This window comes from Micromonospora sp. WMMD882 (assembly GCF_027497255.1).
Taxonomy (GTDB): Bacteria; Actinomycetota; Actinomycetes; order Mycobacteriales; family Micromonosporaceae; genus Micromonospora.
In genome coordinates, this window is sequence record NZ_CP114903.1 from 1,200,791 (window position 1) to 1,227,486 (window position 26,696).

At 72.3% G+C, this 26,696-nt stretch carries 6 protein-coding genes; all 6 read left to right on the forward strand.

Annotated elements, in window-relative coordinates; translation table 11 throughout:
• The 6 genes from O7606_RS04445 to O7606_RS04470 are packed head-to-tail and all read left to right on the forward strand — an operon-like array spanning position 1 to position 26,688.
• On the forward strand, positions 1-6,927 hold the full coding sequence (locus tag O7606_RS04445; protein WP_281597737.1) for a type I polyketide synthase: 6,927 nt from the start codon (positions 1-3) through the stop codon (positions 6,925-6,927).
• Positions 6,928-12,525 (forward strand): type I polyketide synthase, encoded by a 5,598-nt coding sequence (locus O7606_RS04450; RefSeq protein ID WP_281597738.1) that lies wholly within the window; start codon positions 6,928-6,930, stop codon positions 12,523-12,525.
• Positions 12,522-19,094 carry a type I polyketide synthase gene (locus tag O7606_RS04455; protein WP_281597739.1) on the forward strand — a complete coding sequence of 2,191 codons (6,573 nt, stop codon included), beginning with the start codon at positions 12,522-12,524 and terminating at the stop codon, positions 19,092-19,094. The genes O7606_RS04450 and O7606_RS04455 overlap by 4 nt, the downstream gene beginning before the upstream one ends.
• Entirely contained in the window at positions 19,087-24,177 is a 5,091-nt protein-coding gene (locus tag O7606_RS04460; RefSeq protein WP_281597740.1) for a type I polyketide synthase, read from the forward strand. The genes O7606_RS04455 and O7606_RS04460 overlap by 8 nt, the downstream gene beginning before the upstream one ends.
• 10 nt (positions 24,178-24,187) lie before the next feature.
• Positions 24,188-25,315 (forward strand): 3-oxoacyl-[acyl-carrier-protein] synthase III C-terminal domain-containing protein, encoded by a 1,128-nt coding sequence (locus tag O7606_RS04465; protein ID WP_281597741.1) that lies wholly within the window; start codon positions 24,188-24,190, stop codon positions 25,313-25,315.
• Positions 25,312-26,688: a cytochrome P450 gene (locus O7606_RS04470; RefSeq protein WP_281597742.1), complete on the forward strand. Its 1,377-nt coding sequence runs from the start codon at positions 25,312-25,314 to the stop codon at positions 26,686-26,688. The genes O7606_RS04465 and O7606_RS04470 overlap by 4 nt, the downstream gene beginning before the upstream one ends.
• The last annotated feature ends 8 nt before the right edge of the window (positions 26,689-26,696 follow it).

Genomic DNA, 26,696 nt, shown 5'->3' on the forward strand with positions numbered 1-26,696 from the left:
ATGGCCCCGGAGCGTAGTCACCGCCCGTCGTCCCGGCCCGCCGCCGAGCCGATCGCCGTGATCGGCCTGAGCTGCCGGTTCCCCGGCGCCACCGACGCCGACGCCTTCTGGCGTCTGCTCGTCGACGGCGGGGACGCGGTCACCGAGGTCCCCCGGGACCGCTGGGACGTCGACGCGCACTACGACCCGGACCTCGCCGAGCCCGGCACCACGAACAGCCGCTGGGGCGGCTTCGTCGACGGGGTGGACCTGTTCGACAGCCACTTCTTCGGCATCTCGCCGGGCGAGGCGACCAGCATGGACCCGCAGCACCGCATGCTGCTGGAGGTCACCTGGGAGGCGCTGGAACGGGCCGGGATCGCCCCGGCCCGGCTCGCCGGCAGCGCCACCGGGGTCTACGTGGGCATCGGCACCGACGACTACGCCCGGGTCGCCTTCGACGACCCGACCAACCTCAACGCCTACTACGTCACCGGCAACGCGCTCAGCATCGCCGTCAACCGGCTGTCGCACCTGCTGGACCTGCGTGGCCCCAGCCTCGCCCTGGACACCGGCTGCTCGTCGTCCCTGGTCGCCGTGCACCTGGCCTGCCAGGCCCTGCGCTCGGGCAACACCAGCGTCGCCCTCGCCGGCGGCGTCAACCTCATGCTCTCGCCCACCGCCACCATCGGGCTCTCCCAGACCTGGATGATGGCCGCCGACGGGCGCTGCAAGAGCTTCGACGCCGCCGCCGACGGCTACGTCCGCGGCGAGGGCTGCGGCATCGTCGTGCTCAAACGTCTCGCCGACGCCCGCCGCGACGGCGACCCCGTCCTCGCCGTCATCCACGGCACCGCGATGAACCAGAACGGACGCGGGGAGGCGCTGACCGCGCCCAACGCCCACGCCCAGGAGGCGGTGGTCCGCGACGCCCTGCGGGACGCCGGCGTCGACCCCGACCAGGTCGACCTGATCGAGGCGCACGGCGTCGGCACCCCCCTCGCCGACGTGGTCGAGGCGACCGCCCTGAACCGGGTCTTCGGCCCCGGCCGACCGGCCGACCGGCCCTGCGTGCTGGGCTCGGTCAAGACCAACATCGGCCACCTGGAACTGGCCGCCGGCGTCGCCAGCCTGATCAAGGTGGTGCTCTCCCTCCAACACGGCGCCATCCCGCCGCACCTGCACCTGGACACCGTCAACCCGGCGACCGGGCTGGCCGACGCGCCGTTCCTGCTCCCCGCCACGCCGCTGCCCTGGCCGCGGGCGGAACGCCCCCGCCTCGCCGGAGTCAACTCGTTCGGCCTCGGCGGCGTCAACGTGCACCTGGTCGTCGCCGAACCCCCGACCGGCGAACCCGCCCCGGCGGCCCCGCCCGCCGCCCCGGCGCTGCTGCCGCTGTCGGCCCGCAACGCCGCCGCCCTGCGGGACCTGGCCGAGCGGTACGTCACCCTGCTCACCGCCCCGGACGCGCCCGACCTGCGCGCCGTCTGCGCCACCGCCGCGTCCGGACGTACCCACTTCGCGTACCGTCTGGCGGTCGTCGCCGCCGACGCGCCGACCGCAGCCGCCCGCCTCACCGACTGGCTCGCCGACGTCCCCCACCCCGACGTCCGCCACGGCGTCGCCGATCGCGGCGCCCACGACCCCGGCGAGGGCGATCCCGACGCGCGCCACGGGGTCGCCGAGGCGTCGCCCGGCGGGGACGACCCGCATGCCCACGCCGACCGGTACGTGGCCGGCGACGACCCGTGGACACCGGCCGACGCCGGTCGGCAGCCCCGGGTCGTCCTGCCGACCTATCCGTTCCAGCGGAAGCGGTACTGGATCGCGGACCGTCCGGCCGACCGCGCCGCACGGACCCCCGAAGCGCCCGAACTGGTCCGGCGGATCGCCGAGGCCCCGCCGGCCCGACGCCGGGACCGGCTCGCCGACGCGATCGGCAGCCTGGTCGCCGAGACCCTCGGCGTCGAGGACGGCAGGGCCGTCGACCCCGGGCAGGGCTTCTTCGCCCTCGGCATGACCTCGCTGATGGCCGTCGAGCTGCAGAACCGGCTGCAACGGGCGCTCGGTGACACGTACCGGCTGCCGCCGACCCTGGTTTTCCAGCATCCGTCCGTCGCGGCCCTCACCGACCACCTCGCCGGCGAGGTCTTCCGGCTCGACACCCCCCGCGAGCCGGCCCCGCGCCCACCGGCCCTCACCGCCGACGCGCTGGCCGCGCTCTCCGAGGAGGAGGCGCTGACCCTGTTGCGTCGACACCTCACCAGCGGCGTGGCCACCGAGCTGTCCCCGGTCAAGCAGGCGCTGCTGGCGGTCGCCGGAGAGACCAGCACCGCCCGTCCCGCCCCCGACGAGCCGATCGCGGTGGTCGGGTTGGGGTGTCGGTTGCCGGGTGGGGTGGAGTCTGTTGCGGGTTTCTGGGAGGTGTTGTCGGGGGGTGTGGAGTCGGTTGGTGTGGTGCCGGGGGATCGGTGGGATGTGGAGGGGTTTTTTGATGCTGATCCGGAGGTGGTGGGTCGGTCGTATACGCGGGCTGGTCATTTTGTGTCGGGGGTGGATGGTTTTGATGCGGGGTTTTTTGGGGTGTCGCCTCGTGAGGCGGTGAGTTTGGATCCGCAGCAGCGGTTGTTGTTGGAGGTGGCGTGGGAGGCGTTGGAGGATGCTGGTGTGGTGCCGGAGCGGTTGCGGGGCACCCGCACCGGCGTCTTCGTCGGCCTGATCAGCAACGAGTACATGCAACTGCAACTCAAACTCGCCGACCCCACCATCATCGACACCTACTACGGGACGGGAAACATCGGCAGCGCCGTCGCCGGGCGGCTGTCGTACCTGCTCGGACTGCACGGGCCCAGCCTGATGGTGGACACGGCGTGTTCGTCGTCGTTGGTGGCGGTGCATCTGGCGGTGCGGAGTCTGCGCTCCGGTGAGTCCGACCTGGCGCTCGCCGCCGGCGTCAACCTCATGATCATTCCTGAGTCGCACATCTTCCTGTCCCGGGCCCGAGCCCTGTCGCCGGATGGTCGTTGTAAGACGTTCGACGCGTCGGCTGATGGTTACGGGCGGGGTGAGGGTTGTGGGGTGGTGGTGTTGAAGCGGTTGTCGGATGCGCGTCGTGATGGTGATCGGGTTCTCGCCGTGGTGCGGGGCACGGCGGTGAATCATGATGGTCCGAGTTCTGGTCTGACGGTGCCGAATGGTGTGGCGCAGCAGGCGTTGGTGCGGGCGGCGTTGGCGGATGCGGGTGTCGAGCCGGCTGATGTGGATTATGTGGAGGCGCACGGGACCGGCACCCCGCTCGGCGACCCGATCGAGGTCGCGGCGCTCGGCACGGTGCTCGGCGAACGCCGCCCGGCCGACCGGCCACTACTGCTCGGCTCGGTGAAGGCCAACATCGGGCACCTGGAGGCTGCCGCCGGGGTGACCGGCCTGATCAAGACCGTGCTCGCCCTGCGCCACGAGCAGGTCCCGCCGCAGGTCAACTTCACGAACGTCAACCCACGCATCTCGCTCACCGAGATTCCCGCCCGGATTCCCGTCACGCCGACCGACTGGCCGCGCGGTGAGCGGCCCCGGATCGCGGGAGTGAGCTCGTTCGGGATGAGTGGGACGAATGCGCATGTGGTGGTTGGTGAGGCGCCGGAGGCTGTTGAGGTGGGGGTGTCGGAGCGTTCGGTTCATGTGTTGCCGTTGTCGGCGCGGGATGAGGTGGCGTTGCGGGTGTTGGCGCAGCGGTATGTGGATTTGTTGGATAGGCCGGGTGGGCCTGCTTGGGGTGTGGTGTGTGCGGGTGCGGCGGTGACGCGTTCGCGTTTTGGGTGTCGGTTGGCGGTGGTGGCGTCTGATGTGGTGGAGGGGGTGTCGCGTTTGCGGGGGTGGTTGGCGGGTGAGGCGGATCCTCGTTTCGTGGTGTCGGGTGTGGTGGTGCCGGGTTCGGGGGTGCGGGTGGGGTGGTTGTTTACGGGTCAGGGTGCGCAGTATGTGGGTATGGCGCGTGGGTTGTATGAGTCGGTGTCGGTGTTTCGGGTGGAGTTGGATCGGTGTGCGGCGGTGTTGGATGTGGAGTTGGGTCGGTCGTTGTTGGAGGTGTTGTTTTCGTCGGGTGATGATGCGTCGGTTTTGGATGGGACGGGTTTTACGCAGCCGGTGTTGTTTGCGGTGGAGTGGGCTTTGGCGGCGGTGTGGCGGTCGTGGGGTGTGGTGCCGGATGTGGTGGGGGGTCATAGTGTGGGTGAGTTGGTGGCGGCGTGTGTGGCGGGTGTGTTGTCGGTGGAGGATGGGTTGCGTTTGGTGGTGGCGCGGGCTGGTTTGATGCAGGGGTTGCCGTCGGGTGGGGGGATGGTGGCGGTGGCTTTGTCGGAGGATGCGGTGTTGCCGTTGTTGGTGGGTTCGGGTGTGGTGGTGGCGGCGGTGAATAGTCCGGTGGAGACGGTGGTGGCGGGTTCGGTTGAGGCGTTGGATGTGTTGCGGGGGCGGTTGGCGGTGGATGGGGTGAAGTCGTCGGTGTTGCGGGTGTCGCATGCGTTTCATTCGCCGTTGATGGAGCCGATGGTGTCGGCGTTTCGGGATGTTGCTGGTTCGGTGGAGTTTCGGCGGCCGGAGCGGACGGTGGTGTCGGGTGTGACTGGTGCGGTGGCTGATGGGTCGATGGGGTCGGCGGATTATTGGGTGGGGCATGTGTTGGCGCCGGTGCGGTTTGCTGATGGTGTGCGGGCGTTGGTGGGTGAGGGTTGTTCGGTGGTGCAGGAGATTGGTCCGCATCCGGTGTTGTTGGCGTCGGCGCGGCTGTGTGTGGATGACGATGGTGGGGTGTTGTGGTTGCCGTCGTTGCGGCGTGGTCGTGATGACTGGCGGCAGATGATGACGGCGGTGGCGAATCTTTTTGTGCGGGGTGTGGAGTTGGATTGGGTGGCGGTGACGGCGGGGGTTCCGTCCCGGGTGGTGGATCTGCCGACGTACCCGTTCCAACGCCAACGCTACTGGGTCGACACGTCCCGACTGGCGCCGCCGCGGAGCACGGACGACGGCGACTGGCTCTACGAGCCGACCTGGCAGCCCAGGGAAGAAGACCCGTCCACCATCGACGGTGGTTCTGACCCCGGCCAGTGGCTGATCCTCGCCGACAGCAGCGGCGTCGGCGCGTCGGTGGCCGCCGCGCTCCGCGCCGACGGTGACCGTTGCCACCTGGTCCAGGCCGGCGACCGGTACGCGGCTCTCGGCGGGGACGCCTGGCAGGTCGACCCCGGTCGACCGGAGCACTTCCGACGGCTCCTGGACGACACCGGAGCCAGCACCGGCGTCGTCCACCTGTGGAGCCTCGACCACGACCCGGCAGCAGCCCGGGACGACCTGACCGCCGCGCACGTGCGGAGCTGCGCCAGCCTGTTGCACCTGGTGCAGGCCGTGGCGCCGCAGGAAGCGCTGTCGACCCTCCGGATCTGGGTGGTCACCGCAGGCGCCCAGCCGGTCAGCGGGGCCGCCGCGCCGGCCGCGCCCTACCAGACGCCGGTCTGGGGGCTGGGGGCCGTCGTCGGGCTCGAACACCCCCACCTGTGGGGCGGGCTGATCGACCTGGATCCGGACGCGGACAGCCCGGCCGACGCCCTCGTCACCAGCCTCCGCTCCGCCGACGGGGAGGACCAGGTCGCCTGGCGGGGCGGACGACGCCACGTCGCGCGGGTCGTCCGGGCCACGTCCACGCCTCCCGCCGACCCTCCGGAGATCAGCGCCGACGGCACCCACCTGGTCACCGGCGGGTTGGGCGCGCTCGGCCTGCTGACGGCCCGGTGGCTGGTCGACCGGGGCGCGCGACACGTCGTCCTGGTCGGGCGGCGCGGCCCGACGGACGCGACCGGGGAGATCATCCGTGACCTCACCGGTCAGGGCGCGCACGTCCACGTGCTCCAGGGCGACGTGAGCCGGGCGGACGACGTACGGCGGATCCTCACCGAGATCGACACCACGATGCCGCCCCTGCGGGGTGTCTTCCACGCGGCCGGCGTCCTCGACGACGGGGTCCTGCACCAGCAGAGCTGGGAGCGGTTCGAGCGGGTGTTCGCCCCGAAGGTGTCCGGCGCGTGGCACCTGCACCGGCTCACCCGTGACCTGCCGCTGGACCACTTCGTGCTGTTCTCCTCGATCGCGTCCCTGCTCGGCGCGCCCGGTCAGGGCAACTACGCGGCGGCCAACGCGTTCCTGGACGGCCTGGCCCACCACCGGCGTGCCCTCGGGCTGCCGGCGCTGAGCGTGAACTGGGGCGCCTGGGGTGACTCCGGCATGGCCGCCGCGCTCACCGACCGGGACCAGCAACGGTGGACCGACCGGGGCGTCGGCGTCATCCCGCCCGACCGGGGCCTCCGGCTGCTCGGACGGGTCATGGCCGGCCACACGCCGCAGGTGGGCGTGGCGCCGGTCGACTGGTCCCGGTACGCCGAGCGGTATCCGCTCGGCGCGGCCCGACCCCTGCTGACCGACCTGCTGCCACCGCGTCCCACCGGCGCGCCGGCCACCGCGGCGACCACCAGCGGGTTCCGACTGCGTGAGCGGTACGAGACGATGCCGGACGCGGACCGGCGGGTCGCGCTGGCCGGATACGTGACCGGTGAGCTGGCGGCGATCCTGATGCTCGACGAGGAGTCCCTCGACCCGCGGAAGGGACTGTTCGACCTCGGCATGGACTCGCTGATGGCGCTGGAGTTCACGAACCGCGTCCAGGCCGCTTTCGACCACGAGCTGCCCACCACGCTGCTGTTCAACTACCCGACGGTCGAGGCGGTCGTCGCGCACCTCGACTCGCTGCTGTTCGAGCAGCGGCGACCCGAACCGGACAGCCCGGCCGCCCCGGACCCCGGGGACGATCTCGCGGCGCTGCTCGACAACCTCGAACAACTGTCGGACGACGAGATCGACCGGCTGCTCGCGAACGGATCTACCCCGGAAGGGCAGGCATAGATGAGTGACATCCAGGAGAGGCTGGCGAACCTGCCGCCCAAGCGCCTCGCGTTGCTCGTCCTCGACCTGCAGAAGCGTCTGGAAGCCCAGAAACGCGCCACGCCCGAGCCGATCGCGGTGGTCGGGTTGGGGTGTCGGTTGCCGGGTGGGGTGGAGTCTGTTGCGGGTTTCTGGGAGGTGTTGTCGGGGGGTGTGGAGTCGGTTGGTGTGGTGCCGGGGGATCGGTGGGATGTGGAGGGGTTTTTTGATGCTGATCCGGAGGTGGTGGGTCGGTCGTATACGCGGGCTGGTCATTTTGTGTCGGGGGTGGATGGTTTTGATGCGGGGTTTTTTGGGGTGTCGCCTCGTGAGGCGGTGAGTTTGGATCCGCAGCAGCGGTTGTTGTTGGAGGTGGCGTGGGAGGCGTTGGAGGATGCTGGTGTGGTGCCGGAGCGGTTGCGGGGCACCCGCACCGGCGTCTTCGTCGGCATCGGCACCGACGACTACTCGCTCATGTTGCGTTCGGCCGACCCGGCCACCCTGGACGCCTACACCGGCACCGGCAACGCCTTCAGCGTCGCGGCCGGCCGGGTGTCGTACCTGCTGGGGTTGCAGGGGCCGAGCATGGCGGTGGACACGGCGTGTTCGTCGTCGTTGGTGGCGGTGCATCTGGCGGTGCGGAGTCTGCGCTCCGGTGAGTCCGACCTCGCCCTCGCCGCCGGCGTCCACCTGATGCTCGCCCCCGAGGGCACCATCTACCTCTCCCGTACGAAAGCCCTGTCGCCGGATGGTCGTTGTAAGACGTTCGACGCGTCGGCTGATGGTTACGGGCGGGGTGAGGGTTGTGGGGTGGTGGTGTTGAAGCGGTTGTCGGATGCGCGTCGTGATGGTGATCGGGTTCTCGCCGTGGTGCGGGGCACGGCGGTGAATCATGATGGTCCGAGTTCTGGTCTGACGGTGCCGAATGGTGTGGCGCAGCAGGCGTTGGTGCGGGCGGCGTTGGCGGATGCGGGTGTCGAGCCGGCTGATGTGGATTATGTGGAGGCGCACGGGACCGGCACCCCGCTCGGTGACCCGATCGAGGTCGACGCGCTGGCCGCCACCGTCGGCCGGGGCCGGCCGGTCGATCGTCCGGTGTTGGTGGGTTCGGTGAAGACGAACATCGGGCATCTGGAGGCTGCCGCCGGGGTGGCGGGTCTGATCAAGTTGGTGTTGGCGTTGCGGCACGAGCAGGTGCCGCCGCATCTGCACTTCCGCACCCCGAACCCGCACATCCCCTGGGACCGCATCCCGATCGAGGTCGCCACCGGAGGCCGGCCCTGGCCGCGCGGCGAGAAGCCCCGCGTCGGAGGTGTCAGCTCGTTCGGGATGAGCGGCACCAACGCGCACGTGGTCGTGGCGGAGGCACCCGAGGCGGAGATGCCGGCTGTCGAGGCGGCCGGCCCGGCACGGTCGGCGTACGTGTTGCCGTTGTCGGCGCGGGATGAGGTGGCGTTGCGGGTGTTGGCGCAGCGGTATGTGGATTTGTTGGATAGGCCGGGTGGGCCTGCTTGGGGTGTGGTGTGTGCGGGTGCGGCGGTGACGCGTTCGCGTTTTGGGTGTCGGTTGGCGGTGGTGGCGTCTGATGTGGTGGAGGGGGTGTCGCGTTTGCGGGGGTGGTTGGCGGGTGAGGCGGATCCTCGTTTCGTGGTGTCGGGTGTGGTGGTGCCGGGTTCGGGGGTGCGGGTGGGGTGGTTGTTTACGGGTCAGGGTGCGCAGTATGTGGGTATGGCGCGTGGGTTGTATGAGTCGGTGTCGGTGTTTCGGGTGGAGTTGGATCGGTGTGCGGCGGTGTTGGATGTGGAGTTGGGTCGGTCGTTGTTGGAGGTGTTGTTTTCGTCGGGTGATGATGCGTCGGTTTTGGATGGGACGGGTTTTACGCAGCCGGTGTTGTTTGCGGTGGAGTGGGCTTTGGCGGCGGTGTGGCGGTCGTGGGGTGTGGTGCCGGATGTGGTGGGGGGTCATAGTGTGGGTGAGTTGGTGGCGGCGTGTGTGGCGGGTGTGTTGTCGGTGGAGGATGGGTTGCGTTTGGTGGTGGCGCGGGCTGGTTTGATGCAGGGGTTGCCGTCGGGTGGGGGGATGGTGGCGGTGGCTTTGTCGGAGGATGCGGTGTTGCCGTTGTTGGTGGGTTCGGGTGTGGTGGTGGCGGCGGTGAATAGTCCGGTGGAGACGGTGGTGGCGGGTTCGGTTGAGGCGTTGGATGTGTTGCGGGGGCGGTTGGCGGTGGATGGGGTGAAGTCGTCGGTGTTGCGGGTGTCGCATGCGTTTCATTCGCCGTTGATGGAGCCGATGGTGTCGGCGTTTCGGGATGTTGCTGGTTCGGTGGAGTTTCGGCGGCCGGAGCGGACGGTGGTGTCGGGTGTGACTGGTGCGGTGGCTGATGGGTCGATGGGGTCGGCGGATTATTGGGTGGGGCATGTGTTGGCGCCGGTGCGGTTTGCTGATGGTGTGCGGGCGTTGGTGGGTGAGGGTTGTTCGGTGGTGCAGGAGATTGGTCCGCATCCGGTGTTGTTGGCGTCGGCGCGGCTGTGTGTGGATGACGATGGTGGGGTGTTGTGGTTGCCGTCGTTGCGGCGTGGTCGTGATGACTGGCGGCAGATGATGACGGCGGTGGCGAATCTTTTTGTGCGGGGTGTGGAGTTGGATTGGGTGGCGGTGACGGCGGGGGTTCCGTCCCGGGTGGTGGATCTGCCGACGTACCCGTTCCAACGCCAACGCTACTGGTCTCCGGCGGCCACCCGGCAGGCCCGGGAGCCCGTCGCCCGCGACGACCACCCGCTGCTGGGCCGGCGGCTCTCCTCGCCCGCGATCACCGGCACCGTGCACGAGACGACGCTCAACCCGGCCGCCCACCCGCTGCTGACCGAACACCGCATCTACGGCCAGATCGTGGTGCCCGGCGCTCACCACCTGGTGATGCTGGCCGCCGCGATCGACGGCCGGCACGCCGCGCCCGCCCTGACGGACGTCGTCTTCCCGCAGCCGATGCTGCTCGACCCCGGACAGGACCGGACGGTGCAGGTCGTCCTCGACGCGTCGGCCGACCAGAGCGGGACGATCCAACTGGTCAGCCGGAACACCGACGAGCCGGACTGGACCGTCCACGCCACCGGCTCGTACGACGACACCCCGACCGGCGGCGACGACACCCCGACGGACGGCGACGACGCGCACGAGACGCCGGCCGACATCCAGCGGCGCTGCGCCCCCGACCCGGAACACGTCGACTGGTTCTACCAGACCGGCTGGCGCGACGGCCTGGAACTGGAGGCCGGTTTCCGCTGGCAGAGCCGCATCTGGCGACGCGACGGCGAGGCGCTCTGCCAGATGCGGCAGGCGCAGGACACCGACCGGCACGACCGGTACGTCCTGCACCCGGGTCTGGTCGACGCCAGCTTCCAGATCGTCGGCGCGGCGCTGCCGGCCAGCGGCCAGGAATTCGCCGTGTACGTGCCGTTGGGCGTGGACCGCTTCCGCCTGCGCCGGGGCGCTGACGGGCCGATCTGGGGCCACGCCCGACTCCGACCCGGTAGCCGACCCGACGACGAGACCCTCACCGCCGACGTCTGGCTGATCGACGACGACGGTCGGATCGTCGCCGAATCCCAGGGGCTGCGACTCAAACGCGCCGAACGCTCCGCCCTGCTGCGCGCCGGACGCTCCCGTACCCCCGGGCTGTTCCACCAGGTGCGCTGGCAGCCCCGGCCGCTGCCGGCCGCCGGCCCGGACACCCCCGGCCGGTGGCTGGTCTGCGCCGACCCGTCCGACAGCACGGCGGCCCTGCTCACCGAACAGCTCCGGGTACGGGGGCAGGAGGTCGTCCTGATCCACCCGGAGCTGCCCGACGGCGGGCCCGACCTGGCCACCCTGCTCGACGCGACCACCGTCGACGCCACGCCCGCCTGGCGGGGCGCCGTCCTGCTCTGCGCGGCTGACCCGACCGGCGTCGAGCCCGAACCGGCCGACCTCACCGCCCGGCAGGACCGGACGTTGCGCACGGCGCTGCGTCTGCTCCGCGGGCTGGCCACCGTGACCGGCGGTGACACCCCGCCGCGGCTGCGTCTGGTCACCCGGGGCGCGTGCGCCACCACCGCCGGAGCGCCGGTCACGGTGACCCAGACCGCCCTGTGGGGGCTGGGCAACGTCGTCGAGCTGGAGCACCCCGAACTGTGGGGCGGCCAGGTCGACCTGGCGCCGGACGCCGACGCCACCGACGCCGTACCGGCCCTGGTCGGTGAGCTGCTCGCCCCGCCCACCGGCGACCGGATCGCGGTACGGGGCGCCGAACGGCTGGTCGCCGGCCTCGTGCCGTCTTCGGACGCCCCGCCGACGGGACCGGCGGTGACCGTCGACGCCGACGGGACGTACCTGGTCACCGGTGGCCTCGGGGCGCTCGGCCTGACCGTCGCCGACTGGCTGGTGACGCGCGGCGCCCGGCGCCTGCTCCTGGTGGGCCGGCGGGCGCCGGCCGGCGCGACGCTGACCGCGCTCGACGACCTGCGCCGCTCGGGCGCCGAGGTCACGGTGGCGTCGGTCGACGTCGCCCGACCCGACGAGGTGGCCGGGCTGGTCGCGGCGATCCCGGCCGACCGGCCGCTGCGGGGCGTGGTCCACGCGGCCGGAGTCCTGGCCGACGGCGTGCTGCTCCAGCAGACCTGGACGGACTTCGCCCGGGTGCTGGCCCCCAAGGTCGACGGCGGATGGAACCTGCACCGCGCCACCCGGGACCTGCCGCTGGACTTCTTCGTGCTGTTCTCCTCGGCGGCGTCCCTGCTGGGCACCACCGGCCAGGCCAACTACGCCGCTGCCAACGCGTTCCTCGACGGGCTCGCCCACCACCGCCGGTCCCGGGGCCTGCCGGCGGTCAGCGTGAACTGGGGGCCGTGGACCGAAGCCGGGATGGCCGCCCGCGCCGGCCAGGCCGACGGGCGGTGGGCCGCGCAGGGCATCGGCGGGATCAGCCCCGAGCAGGGGATCGAGGCGCTGGAGCAGATCCTGCGGACCGACCTGGCGCAGGTGGGCGTCCTGCCGGTTACCTGGCCGACCTACCTGCGAGGGTTCGCGCCGGGAGCGGAGCCGGCGCTGCTGCGTGAGCTGGGCCGCGCCGTGCGAACCTCCGGCCCACGTGCCGCCGACCCGACCCCGCCGGAGCTGCTGCCCGACCGGCTCGCCGCCGTCCCGCCGCAGGACCGCCTGGACCTGCTCCGCCGGCACGTGCGGGACCAGGTGGTCGGGGTGCTCGGTCTGCCGGCGACGTACCACCTGGAGCCCCGGCAGAAGCTCTTCGAGATCGGCCTCGACTCGCTGATGGCCGTCGAGCTGAAGAACAACCTCCAGCACCAACTCGGCCGCACGCTGCCCGCCACGGTCGTCTTCGAGTACCCGACCGTCGAAGCGCTCACCGAATACCTGGCCGGGGACGTCCTGGCCCTGGAGACCACGACACCGGACCCACCGGCCCCGGAGCCGACCAGCCGGGCCACGGAGACCGCCGAACGGCTCAAGGACCTCTCCGAGGACGCCCTGGAAGACCTGTTGGCGAAGAAACTCGCCTCCCTTGCCCAGCGGAGAAGGAAATGACCGAAGACCCGAAGCGCGGAGAACAGTCCGCGCTGCTGCGCGCGTTCCTCGCCATCGAGGAGCTGGAAGCCGAGCTGGACGAGGTACGGCGGGCCCGGCACGAGCCGATCGCCATCATCGGGGCGGGCTGCCGTTTCCCCGGCGGCGGTGACGGTCCGGCCGCCTTCTGGCGGTTGCTGCGCGACGGCGTCGACGCGGCCGGCGACGTGCCTGCCGACCGCTGGGACCTCGCCGACTTCTACGACCCGGACCCGGACCGCCCCGGCCGGATGTACACCCGGCAAGGGCACTTCGTCGACGGCGTCGACCAGTTCGACCCGGCGTTCTTCGGCATCGCCCCCCGCGAGGCCGCCAGCCTCGACCCGCAGCAGCGGATGCTGCTGGAGGTCGCGTGGGAGGCGCTGGAACACGCCGGGCAGGTGCCGGACCGGCTCGTCGGCAGCCCCACCGGGGTGTTCGTCGGGATCATGACCAACGACTACCTCCAGTTGCAGACCGGCGCCGGCGACCCCACCCAGCTCGACCTCTACGCCGGCACCGGCAACGACCTGAGCTTCCCGGCCGGGCGGCTGTCGTACCTGCTGGGGTTGCAGGGGCCGAGCATGGCGGTCACCACGGCGTGCTCGTCGTCGCTGGTGGCGCTGCACCTCGCCGTACGGAGTCTGCGGGCCGGCGAGTGTGACCAGGCACTGGTGGGCGGGGTCAACGCGATGCTCGCCCCGGACGCGTTCGTGACGCTGTCGAAGATGAAGGCGCTGGCCGTGGACGGCCGGTGCAAGACGTTCGACGCGTCCGCCGACGGCTACGGCCGGGGTGAGGGCTGCGGCGTGGTCGTCGTGAAACGGCTGTCCGACGCGCAGCGCGACGGTGACCGGGTTCTCGCCGTGGTGCGGGGCACCGCCGTCAACCACGACGGCCCGAGCGGCGGGCTGACCGTGCCGAACGGGTTGGCGCAGCAGGCGTTGCTGCGGGCGGCGTTGGCGGATGCGGGTGTCGAGCCGGCTGATGTGGACTATGTGGAGGCGCACGGCACCGGCACCTCCCTCGGCGACCCGATCGAGGTACGCGCCCTCGCGTCGGTGCTGGGCCGGGGCCGGCCGGTCGATCGTCCGGTGTTGGTGGGTTCGGTGAAGACGAACATCGGGCATCTGGAGGCTGCCGCCGGGGTGGCGGGTCTGATCAAGTTGGTGTTGGCGTTGCGGCACGAGCAGGTGCCGCCGCATCTGCACTTCCGCACCCCGAACCCGCACATCGACTGGGACGGCCTGCCGATCCAGGTGCCGGTGGCCCCCAGGCCCTGGCCGCGCGGTGAGCGGCCCCGGATCGCCGGGCTCAGTTCGTTCGGGATGAGTGGGACGAATGCGCATGTGGTGGTTGGTGAGGCGCCGGAGGCTGTTGAGGTGGGGGTGTCGGAGCGTTCGGTTCATGTGTTGCCGTTGTCGGCGCGGGATGAGGTGGCGTTGCGGGTGTTGGCGCAGCGGTATGTGGATTTGTTGGATAGGCCGGGTGGGCCTGCTTGGGGTGTGGTGTGTGCGGGTGCGGCGGTGACGCGTTCGCGTTTTGGGTGTCGGTTGGCGGTGGTGGCGTCTGATGTGGTGGAGGGGGTGTCGCGTTTGCGGGGGTGGTTGGCGGGTGAGGCGGATCCTCGTTTCGTGGTGTCGGGTGTGGTGGTGCCGGGTTCGGGGGTGCGGGTGGGGTGGTTGTTTACGGGTCAGGGTGCGCAGTATGTGGGTATGGCGCGTGGGTTGTATGAGTCGGTGTCGGTGTTTCGGGTGGAGTTGGATCGGTGTGCGGCGGTGTTGGATGTGGAGTTGGGTCGGTCGTTGTTGGAGGTGTTGTTTTCGTCGGGTGATGATGCGTCGGTTTTGGATGGGACGGGTTTTACGCAGCCGGTGTTGTTTGCGGTGGAGTGGGCTTTGGCGGCGGTGTGGCGGTCGTGGGGTGTGGTGCCGGATGTGGTGGGGGGTCATAGTGTGGGTGAGTTGGTGGCGGCGTGTGTGGCGGGTGTGTTGTCGGTGGAGGATGGGTTGCGTTTGGTGGTGGCGCGGGCTGGTTTGATGCAGGGGTTGCCGTCGGGTGGGGGGATGGTGGCGGTGGCTTTGTCGGAGGATGCGGTGTTGCCGTTGTTGGTGGGTTCGGGTGTGGTGGTGGCGGCGGTGAATAGTCCGGTGGAGACGGTGGTGGCGGGTTCGGTTGAGGCGTTGGATGTGTTGCGGGGGCGGTTGGCGGTGGATGGGGTGAAGTCGTCGGTGTTGCGGGTGTCGCATGCGTTTCATTCGCCGTTGATGGAGCCGATGGTGTCGGCGTTTCGGGATGTTGCTGGTTCGGTGGAGTTTCGGCGGCCGGAGCGGACGGTGGTGTCGGGTGTGACTGGTGCGGTGGCTGATGGGTCGATGGGGTCGGCGGATTATTGGGTGGGGCATGTGTTGGCGCCGGTGCGGTTTGCTGATGGTGTGCGGGCGTTGGTGGGTGAGGGTTGTTCGGTGGTGCAGGAGATTGGTCCGCATCCGGTGTTGTTGGCGTCGGCGCGGCTGTGTGTGGATGACGATGGTGGGGTGTTGTGGTTGCCGTCGTTGCGGCGTGGTCGTGATGACTGGCGGCAGATGATGACGGCGGTGGCGAATCTTTTTGTGCGGGGTGTGGAGTTGGATTGGGTGGCGGTGACGGCGGGGGTTCCGTCCCGGGTGGTGGATCTGCCGACGTACCCGTTCCAACGCCAACGCTACTGGTCCGCGCCGAAGCCGGGCAGCCAGAGCCGTCGCCGTGCCGGCGGTCATCCGCTGCTCGGGCAGCGGCTCCGCGCGCCCGCGCTGCGGGACACGGTCTTCGAAGCGGCGTTGAGCGCCACGGCGTACCCGCTGCTGGCCGAGCACCGGCTGCACGACCAGCTCGTGGTGCCGGGCGCGCACCACGTCGCCATGCTGCTGGCCGCCGCGACCGAGAACGGCGTCCAGGCCCCCGGCCTGCGGGACGTCCTCTTCGTCCGGCCGCTGGTGCTGCCGGAGTCCGGTGACCGTCCGGCGCAGACGGTCCTGTCGGCGACGGACGCCACGATGCGGCTGGTCACCTTCGACGACCCCGACTGGACCGAGTACGTCGCCGCCCGGCTCGACCCGGACGCCGTCCCCGACGAGGCGGCGCCGGACCTGGACGCGATCACCGGCGCCTGTGACCGCCCGCTCGGCGACCTCGACGCGTTCTACCGGCGGGTCACCGACGCCGGACTGTCGCTGGGCCCGAGTTTCCGCTGGCTCGACGAGGTGCGAGTCGGTGACGGCGTGGCCGTCGGCGAGATCCGTACCCCCGACGCGTTGGACACCGGCGTGCCGTACCCGGTGCATCCGGGCCTGCTGGACGCGTGTTTCCAACTGCTCGGCCTGAGCCGGCCGCAACCCGACGGCGGACTGGCGGTCCACGTCCCGTTCCGGGTGGACCGGCTGCGGGTCACGCCGTCGGACGGGACGGGGCTGCGGGCGTACGCCCGCAGCAGCGCGACCGGGACGGAGGTCGTGGGGGACGTGGTGGTCGCCGACCGTGCCGGCCGGGTGGTGGTGGAGCTGCGCGGTCTGCGGCTGCGGCACGTCGACCCGGCCGCGCTGCGCCGCCCGCCGGCCCGCGGCGACGACCTGCGGTACGAGCTCACCTGGCCGGTCGCCGACCTGACCGCCTCCGCCGGCGTGGCCCCGGGCCGCTGGCTGGTCTTCGCCGACGCGGGTGGCGTCGGTCGGGAGGTGGCCGCGCTGCTGGCCGCCGCCGGCCACACCTGCGCCCTGGTCCGGCCCGGCGCGGCGTTCACCGTGGACGGCCCGAACGCCTACCGGATCGACCCGGGCCGCGCCGGGGACGTCGCCCGGCTGCTCGACGCGGTCGGCGACGCCGACTGGCGGGGCGTGCTGCACCTGTGGGCGCTGGACGGCCCCGCCGACCCGGACGTGGACCTCACGGACCTCCAGCAGGCCCAGCGGACCGTCCTGGAGAGCACCCTGCACCTGGTGCGGACCCTGGCGACCCGCAGCATGTCCCCCCGCACGTACCTGGTGACCCGGGGTGGGCAGGCGGTCGGGGAGCCGGCCGGGCCGCTGGCGTTGGCGCAGGCCCCGCTCTGGGGCCTCGGTGGCACGGTGGCCCTGGAGCACCCCGAGCTGCGCTGTGTCCGTGTCGACCTGGACCCGGGCGACGACAGTCCCGCCGGGGACGCGGCGTTCCTCGTCGCCGAGGTGTCCGCTGACGACCGGGAGGACCAGGTCGCCCGGCGCGACGGCCAACGGCACGTGGCCCGGCTGGCCCGCTGCGCGGTCGACGGCAACGCGCCGCTGGCGGTGCCGGCCGTCGAGTCGTACCGGTTGGAGGTGGCGACCCCCGGGGTGCTGGACCGGCTGGCGTTGCGCCCGGTGGCCCGGCGGACGCCGGCGGTCGGGCAGGTGGAGCTGCGCGTCCGGGCGACCGGCCTGAACTTCCGGGACGTGCTCAACGCGCTCGACATGTACCCGGGTGAGGCCGGACCGCTCGGCCTGGAGTGCGTGGGCGAGGTGGTGGCGCTGGGCGCGGACGTCGCCGGCCTGGCCGTCGGGGACCGGGTGGTCGCACTGGCCCCGGCGAGCTTCGGCAGTTTCGTGACCGTCGACGCCAACCTGGTCGCGCCGCTGCCGGCGGTCGTCGGGGACGCCGACGGCGCGACCATCCCGGTGACGTTCCTGACCGCCCGGTACGCGTTGGACCGGATCGCCCGACTGGGGCCGGGGGATCGGGTGCTGATCCACGCGGCGGCCGGCGGGGTGGGGCTGGCCGCGGTGCAGCTCGCCCAGGCCGTCGGCGCGGAGGTGTACGCGACGGCGAGCCCGGCCAAGTGGCCGACGCTGCGACGGCTGGGCGTCCGACGGCTGTCGAACTCCCGCACCCTGGCGTTCGCCGAGGAGATCCGGCAGTGGACCGGCGGCGCGGGCGTCGACGTGGTGCTCAACTCGCTGACCGGGGACTTCATCGTCGAGAGTCTGCGGCTGCTGCGCCCCGGCGGGCGGTTCGTGGAGATCGGCAAGCGGGAGATCTGGTCCGCCGAGCAGGTGGCCCGGCTCCGCGACGACGTCAGCTACACCGCGTTCGACCTGGTGGAGTTGTCCCGGGACGAGCCGGCGACGGTCCGGGCGCTGCTGGCCGAGCTGATGCGGCGGTTCGCCGACGGGGAGCTCCAGCCGCTGCCGAGCCGGGTGTTCGGGCTGCCCCGGGCGGTGGACGCGTTCCGGCACATGGCGCAGGCCCGGCACGTCGGCAAGATCGTGGTCAGTCACGATCCGGTGGCGGCGGAGCCGGACGAGCTGGTCCGGCCGGACGGGACGTACCTGGTCACAGGTGGTCTGGGCGGTCTGGGTCGGCACGTGGCGCGGTGGCTGGTGGAGCGCGGGGCCCGGACCCTGGTGCTGGTCGGCCGCAGCGCCGGCAGCGACGACAGCCGGGCGGACGTGGCGGCGTTGCGGGCCGCCGGGGCGCGGGTCGAGGTGGTCCGCGCCGACATCACCCGGGCCGACGAGGTGTCCCGGCTGGTCGGCGAGGTCACCGCGAGCCTGCCGCCGCTGCGCGGGGTGTTCCACGCGGCCGGGGTGCTCGACGACGGCATCCTGCTGCAACAGGAGTGGTCCCGGTTCGCCCGGGTGCTCGGCCCGAAGGTGGCCGGCGCGTGGCACCTGCACCGCGCCACCCACCGCCTCGACCTGGACTTCTTCGTGCTGTTCTCGTCGGTGGCCGCGCTGCTCGGATCCGCCGGGCAGGGCAACTACGCGGCCGGCAACGCCTTCCTGGACCTGCTGGCCGCCGAGCGCCGCCGGCAGGGCCTGCCCGGGTTGAGCGTCGACTGGGGGCCGTGGCGGGGCGCGGGCATGGCCGCCGGTCTCGACGACGACCGGCAGTGGGCGGCGCGCGGCATGGGCCTGATCGACCCGGAGCGGGGCGTCGCCGAGCTGGCCGCCCTGCTCGGGCAGCCCCGTGCCCAGGTCGGGGTGGTCGCCGTCGAGTGGGGCGCCTACCTGCGGCAGTACCCGTCCGGGCGGCGGCCGCCGCTGCTGGACGACCTGGCCGCCGCGACGGGCGTCGACGCGGCCGGACCGGCCGCCGGCGGCAGCGACCACCGGGCCCTGGTGACCCTGCTCGCCGACGCCGCGCCCGACGACCGGGCCGACCTGATCGTGGCGCACGTGCGGGAGTTGGCCGCCCGGGTCCTCGGGGTGGCCGCCGCGCACACCCTGGAGACCCGCCGGCCGCTCAACGAGCTCGGCCTGGACTCCCTGATGGCGGTGGAGCTGCGCAACGCGCTCAGCCTCAGCGTCGACCGGTCGCTGCCGGCCACGGTGCTGTTCGACTACCCGACCGTCGAGGCGCTGGCCGGGTTCGTCGCCGGGGAACTCGCCCCCGCCGAGCCGGCCGCGCCGGCCGGCCCGCCTCCGACCCGGGCCGCGACGCCCGCCGCCGAACCTGACCGGGACGCCTGGCTGGCGGAGATCGCGCAGCTCTCCGACGCCGAGGTCGAGGCCCTCCTGGAGCAGGAACTCTCCCCGTCACCGAAGGACCGTCATGAGTGACCGCGCCGTACGTACGGACGACCTGACCCCGCTGCAACGGGCGCTGCTCGGCATCCGTGAGCTCCGCGCCCAACTCGCCGAGGTGGAACGCGCGAAGACCGAGCCGATCGCGGTGATCGGCATGGGCTGCCGGTTGCCCGGCGGCGCGAACGACCCCGAGTCGTTCTGGAAGCTGCTGCACGACGGGGCGGACGTGATCCGGGAGATGCCCGCCGACCGGTGGGACACCGACGCGTACTTCGACCCGGACCCGGAGACACCGGGGAAGATGAGCACCCGCTGGGGTGGCTTCCTGGACGACATCGACGGTTTCGACCCGGGCTTCTTCGGCATCTCGCCGTGGGAGGCGGCGAACATGGACCCCCAGCAGCGGCTGATGCTGGAGGTCGCGCAGGAGGCGTTCGACGACGCCGGGCAGGCCCGGGACCAGTTGCGTGGCAGCCGCACCGGCGTCTTCGTCGGGCTGGCGCACAGCGAGTACGGCTGGCTGAACTTCAACAACCCCGACCTGGCCAACGTGTACACCGCCACCGGGTCGTTCGGGTCGATCGTGGCGAACCGGGTGTCGTACGTCTACGACCTGCGCGGGCCCAGCTACACCCTGGACGCGGTCTGCTCGTCGTCGCTGCTGGCGGTGCACCAGGCGTGCGAGAGCCTGCGCAGCGGCGACTGCACGATGGCGTTGGCCGGTGGCGCGGGCCTGTTCCTCAAGCCGGAGGGGTTCGTCTGGTTCACCAAGCTCGGCGTGATGTCCCCGGACGGCCGGTGCAAGGCGTTCGACGCCCGGGGCGACGGCATCGTGCTCGGCGAGGGCGTGGCCGCGGTGGTGCTCAAGACGCTGTCCCGGGCGTTGGCCGACGGCGACCCGATCCACGCGGTGCTGCGCGGCAGCGCGGTCGCGCAGGACGGCCGCAGCAACGGCCTGACCGCGCCGAGCCGGCTCTCCCAGGAGGCGATGCTGCGTGAGGCGTACGAGCGGGCCGGCGTGGACCCGGCGGCGGTGCAGTACGTCGAGGCGCACGGCACCGGCACGATCCTCGGCGACCCGATCGAGGCGCAGGCCCTCGGCACGATCCTCGGCGCGCGGCGGGACGCCGACCGACCCCTGATGATCGGCTCGGTCAAGACCAACATCGGCCACCTCCAGATGGTGGGCGGTCTGGCCGGGCTGCTGAAGGTGATCCTCGCGATGCGGCACCGGCAGGTGCCGGCCAGCCTGCACTACACCGAGGGCAACCCGCACATCCCGTTCGACGACTACCGGCTGCGGGTCCAGGACCGGCGCGGCCCGTGGCCGTACGAGGGGCCGCTGCTGGCGGGGGTCACCTCGCTCAGCTTCGGCGGCACCAACGTGCACATGGTCGTCGAGGAGGCGCCCGCGGCCGTCGCGTCGCCGGCCGCCGGCCCGGCGGGGGAGGGTGTCGCCGAGCGGGCCCGGCTGCTGCCGCTGTCCGCTCACGACCGGGCCGCGTTGCGGGACCTGGCCGCCGGGCTGGGGGAGCACGTCGCCGACCCGGGTGTCGACCTCGACGACCTCTGTTACACCACCGCGTTGCGCCGCACCCACCACGACGACCGGCTGACCGTCAGCTTCACCTCGCGCGCCGACCTGACCGACAAGCTCGCGGCGTTCGCCGCCGGCACGGTCCGGCCGGGTCTGTCGACGGGTGACCGGACCGGCCACGTCCGTCGCCGGACGGTCTTCGTCTTTCCCGGTCAGGGCGGCCAGTGGGTCGGCATGGGGCGGCGGCTGCTGGACACCGAGCCGGTGTTCCGGCAGGCGATCGAGGAGTGCGCCGCCGCGATGGCCCCGTACGTGTCCTGGTCGCTGGTCGACGAGCTGCGCGCCGACGGGTCGACGTCCCGGCTCGACCAGATCGACGTGGTGCAGCCGACCACCTGGGCGGTCCAGGTGGCCCTGGCCGCGCTGTGGCGGTCCTGGGGCATCGTGCCCGACGCGGTGGTCGGCCACTCGATGGGCGAGGTCGCCGCGGCGCACGTCGCCGGAGCGCTCGACCTGGCCGACGCGGCGCGGGTGATCTGCCGCCGCAGCGCCCTGGTCCGCCGGATCCGGGGCCGCGGCACGATGGCCGTGGTGGAGCTGCCGTTGGCCGAGGCGCGGGCGGCCATCGCCGGGTTGGAGGACCAGCTCGCCATCGCGGTCAGCAACAGCCCCACCAGCACCGTGCTCTCCGGTGACACCACGGCCATCGAGACGGTGCTCAAGACGCTCACCGAGCGGGACGTGTTCTGCCGTCAGGTCCGGGTGGACTTCGCCTCGCACAGCCCGCAGGTGGACGAGCTGCGCGACGACCTGCTCGCCGAGCTGCGTACGGTGACGCCGCGCGCGGCGACGGTGCCGTTCCACTCGACGGTCACCGGCCGGCCCACCGACGGCCGGGAGCTCACCGCCGCCTACTGGGCGGACAACCTGCGCGAGCCGGTGCTGTTCGCCACGGTCCTCGGTGACCTGGTGACCAGCGCGCCGACGCAGGTCGTCGAGATCAGCCCGCATCCGATCCTGCTGCCCTCGGTCGAGCAGTGCGCCCGGCACGCCGGGGTCGCCGTGGCGGCGCTGCCGTCGTTGCGCCGTGACGAGGACGAGCGGGCGGTGCTGCTGGGCACGCTCGGCGCGCTGTGGACGCTCGGCCACCGGGTGGACTGGCGGCGTCAGCATCCCACCGACCGGACGGCGCTGCGGTTGCCGCGTTACCCCTGGCAGCGGCAACGCTGCTGGCTGGAGTTCGACCCCGCCGGCACGACGTCGACCGGATCGGCCGGCGTGTCGGGCGCGGCGTCGGCCGGGGCGGCGGCGTCGGGCGCGGCGGTGGAGCGCGGCGGACGGTACCTGCGGGCCGCCGCGCCCGGCGGGGAGCACTTCTGGGAGCTGGTCGTCGACCCGGCCGCCCGGCCGGATCTGGCCGGTCTCGCGGACGTGCCGGAGAGCGTCCATCTCGATCTGGCGCTCGCCGCGGCCGTCCCGGTGACCGGCGTGCCGACCTGCGCGCTGACCGACGTGACCTTCGAGGCGGGGCTCGCCACGCAGGGCCGGGTCACCCAGGTGGTGGTCGACGGCGGGCGGGACGGCGTGGCCGGCTGGCAGGTGCTCAGCCGGCCCGCCGACAGCGGCCGCGCGCCGGGGCCGTGGATCCGGCACGCCCGGGGCACGCTGCGGGCCGTCACCGGGGGCGGGCAACCGTACCTGCTGCCGCAGGAGACCCCGGACGCGGTCCGCGAGCGGTGCGCGACCGACGTGCCGGGCGAGGTCTACCGGGCCGGCCGGGCCGCGGTCGGCCGACCAGACCACGCCGGCGCGCGGGCGGTACGGCGGCTGTGGCGGCGCGACGGCGAGGCGTTGGCCCTGCTCGCCGTGCCCGACGGCTGGTCGCCGCTGGACTGGCGGCTGCTGGCCGGCGTGTTCGACCTGCTGCCGGTGGTCGCGCCGGACCCGGTCGCCAGCGCCGTCGGGCACCGGCCGGTGGCGGTGGAGAGACTGCGGGCGTACCGGCCGGCGACCGGTGAGCTGTGGGCGCACGTCCGGCTCCGCGAGGTCGGCGCCGACGCGCTCACCGGTGACCTGCGGCTGCTCGACGCCGACCTGCGGGTGGTCGCCGAGGTGACCGGCCTGCGCGCGACCCTCGGCGGACGCCCGGACGACCTGCCGTCCGCGGGCACGGCCGGGCCGACCGCGACGGCTGCCCCGGGCGCGACGGTCCTTCCGACCGCGACGGCCGACGCCTCGGGCCCGACGGTCCTTCCGGCCGCGACGGCCGCGACGGCCGTGCGGGACGACGGCGCGGCGGCGGCCGACGGACCGGCGGGCGACGGTCCGGGAGGCGGCGGCGGGGCGGCCGGTCCGACGGCGGCGCCGACGAGTCGGGCCGTGCTGTCCACCATCGCGCCCGACCGGCGGCGCGCGGCGCTCGCCGGCTACCTGGGGGAGCAGATCGCGGCGGTGCTGGGGTTGCTGCCGCAGCAGCTCGATCCGACCCAGCCGCTGCTCGGCCTCGGCCTGAACTCGTTGATGGTCTTCGAGCTGCGCAACCGCCTGCGGGTCATGTACGGCACGCAGATCGCCGCCCAGGAGTTCCTCTCCGGCATCACCGTCGACCGGATCGTCGACACCGTGCTCACCCAGCTCGACGCCCCCGGCACGCCGGCCCCGCCGGCCCCGCCGGGCACGGCGGCGGCGGCCCGGTCCGGCACGGTTCCGGGCCCGGCGGCGGTGCCGCAGTCGGCGTCGCGGCCGACGCCGCGCCGGTCGGTCGGCCCGGCCCGACCGGCCACCGCCGAGGTCAGCGTCGACCCCGCCGACTGGCTGGTCCGGGGCGTCCCGGACGCGTCGGCCCGGCTGCGGCTGTTCTGCCTGCCGTACGCGGGCGGCAACGCGGCCCTGTACCGCGCCTGGGACGACGCGCTGCCCGCCGGAGTGCAGGTGTGCCCGATCCAGTTGCCCGGCCGGGACCAGCGGCACCGGGAACCGGCGTTCACCCGGATGTCCGAGCTGACCCGGACGCTCACCGACGTGCTGCGGCCCTACCTGGACCAGCCGTACGCGCTGTTCGGGCACAGCATGGGCGCGCTCGTCGCGTACGAGACGACCCGGTGGCTGCGTCGGCGGGGGCTGCCCGCCCCGGCCCACCTGTACGTGTCGGCGGCCCGCGCCCCGCACCTGCCCGACCCCGAGCCGCCGATGCACCGGCTGCCGGAGGCGAAGCTGGTCGACCGGCTGCGGGCGATGGGCGGCACCCCGGAGGAGATGCTGGCCGACCCGGAGACCCTGGCGGTGTACCTGCCGCTGCTGCGGGCCGACTTCGCCATGGTGGAGACCCGGATCCACCAGACCGAGCCGCCGCTGGACGTCCCGCTGACCGTGTTCGGCGGCGACCGGGACGACAAGATCACCACCGACCAGCTCGCCGCTTGGCGGGAGCAGACCGTCGCCGCCTTCGACCTGACCGTGCTCCCCGGCGACCACTTCTTCGTCCAGCGTGAGCGGGCCGCCCTGCTGGCGGCGCTGGCCGCGCGACTCACCGACGACCTGACCCGACTCGACGACCCCGCCGACCCCCGCGTTTCCTGAGGAGGACCGCATGCCGTACATAGTGGCCACCGAGACCAGTCTGCCGACGTACTACTACGACCAGCAGACCCTCGCCACGACGTTGCGGAAGTACTGCCAGGCGATCGGCCTGGACATCGACCTGGACATCATCGACAGCCTGTTCCAGAACACCCAGATCGACGGCCGCTACTTCGCGATGCCGCTGGACACCTTCTTCGACCCGCCGCCGTTCAGCGTGGTCGCCGCCCGCTGTGTCGAGGAGGCCGCCGACCTCTGTGAGAAGACCGTCCGCAAGCTGCTCGCCACGGCCGGCATCGCCTCCACCGAGATCCACCAGTTCACCTCGATGCTCAGCACGGTGGTCTCGGTGCCCACCGTGGACGCCATCCTGATCAACCGGATCGAGTTCGCGCCCACCATGAAGCGGGTGCCGATCAACGGGCTCGGCTGCATGGCCGGGGTGGCCGGGCTGAGCCGGGTGGCCGACTACCTCAAGGGCCACCCGACCGACGCGGTCATCCTCCTCACCTGCGAGCTGGGCGGCACCGCGTTCTGGCAGGGCGGCGTGCAGGGCTACCTCCAGGAGGCGCTGGACCGCGACCTGACCGAGAGCTCCTTCTACACCGATCTGGTGTCGCAGATCGTCACGGTGGCGCTGTTCGGCGACGGGGTGGCCGCGACCCTGATGGTCGGCGACGAGCACCCGCTGGCCCGGCCCGGCCTGCCCCGGGTGGTGGACACCCGCTCCGGGTTCCTCCCCGACACGTTGCACGTGGCCGGGGTGGACGTGCTCGACAACGGCTTCCGCAACCGGCTCAGCGTGGACGTGCCCGGCCTGGCCAAGACCGGCCTGCGCCCGGTGCTGGACCCGCTGCTGGCCGACCACGGGCTCACCGTCGACCAGATCGGGCACTGGCTGATCCACCCCGGCGGCCCGAAGGTGCTCACCGCGACCGCCGAGGAGTTCGGGCTGACCGACGAGAACCTCAAGCTCAGCCAGCACGTGCTGCGTACCGTCGGCAACGTCTCCGGCCCGACCGTGCTGTACATGATGGACGAGACGTTCTCCTCGTACGACCTGGCGCCCGGCACCTACGGGCTGGTCGTCGGGATGGGGCCGGGCTTCTCGCAAGAGGCGGTCCTGCTCCAGTGGTGACGACGAACGCGACGCCCCGCCTGGCGCCCGGGCCGCGCGGCACGTTCCTGCTCGGCAACCTGCTCGACCTGCGGCGCGACCTGATCGGCTTCCTCAGGCAGGTCAGCGGCGAGTACGGCGACATCGTCCGGTTCACCGTCGCCGGCTTCACCGTGCACCTGGTCACCCACCCCGACCACCTGCGGCACGTGCTCCAGGTGAACAGCCGCAACTACGACAAGCAGTCGCACGAGTACCGGCCCCTCAAGCTGGCGTTCGGGGAGGGGCTGTTCACCAGCGACGGCGACTTCTGGAAGAAGCAGCGGCGGCTGATGCAGCCGGCGTTCCACCGGCAGCGCATTCTCGCCCTCGGCGAGCACATCGTCCGGGACGTGGTGGAGCGGGTGGACGCCTGGCAGCCGTACGCGCAGCGGGGCGAGTCGCTCGACGTGGCCGCCGAGATGGTCGCCCTGTCCATGAACGTGGCGACGAAGTCGCTGTTCAGCACCGGTCTGCGCGGCGACGAGGAGGTGACCACGATCGCCCGGAACCTGGACACGGTGATCGGCTACTGCCTCTACCGGACGATGGTGCCGTTCGCGCCGCCGCCGAGGGTGCCGACCCGCCGCAACCGGGAGTTCACCGCCGCGATGACCTCGCTGGACGGGATCATCTACCGCATCATCGGGGAGCGCCGGGAGCACGGCGGCGACACCTACGACCTGCTGTCGATGCTGCTGGAGGCGCGGGACGAGGAGACCGGCGAGGGCATGCCGGACAAGCAGATGCGCGACGAGATCGCCACCCTGCTGCTCGGCGGGTACGAGACCACCTCGAACCAGTTGAGCTGGGCCTGGTACGAGCTGTCCCGCAACCCGGACGTCGAGGCGAGGCTGCACGAGGAGCTGGACCGGGTGCTCGGCGACCGGTTGCCCACCGTGGCGGACGTGCCGCGGTTGGAGTACACCAACCGGATCCTGGAGGAGACGCTGCGGCTCTACCCGGTGCCGTGGCTGGAGCGGCGGGCCGCGGCGACCGACAGCATCGGCGGGTACCACGTCAAGGCCGGTTCGCTGATCTACATCAGCCCGTACCTGACCCACCGGCATCCGGACTTCTGGGCCGAGCCGGAGCGGTTCGACCCGGACCGGTTCACCCCGGAGCGCTCCGCCGACCGGCCCCGGTTCGCGTACTTCCCGTTCGGCGGCGGGCCCCGGCTGTGCATCGGCAACCGGCTGGCCCAACTGGAGGCGCAGCTCACCCTGGCGACCATCGCCCAGCGGTACCGGCTGCGCCTGGTGCCCGACCATCCGGTCGAGGCGAAGATGCAGGTCACCACCAGCCCCCGGTACGGGCTGCGGATGACCCTCGAACCCCGCCGCCCGGCGGCCTGAGCCGGGGG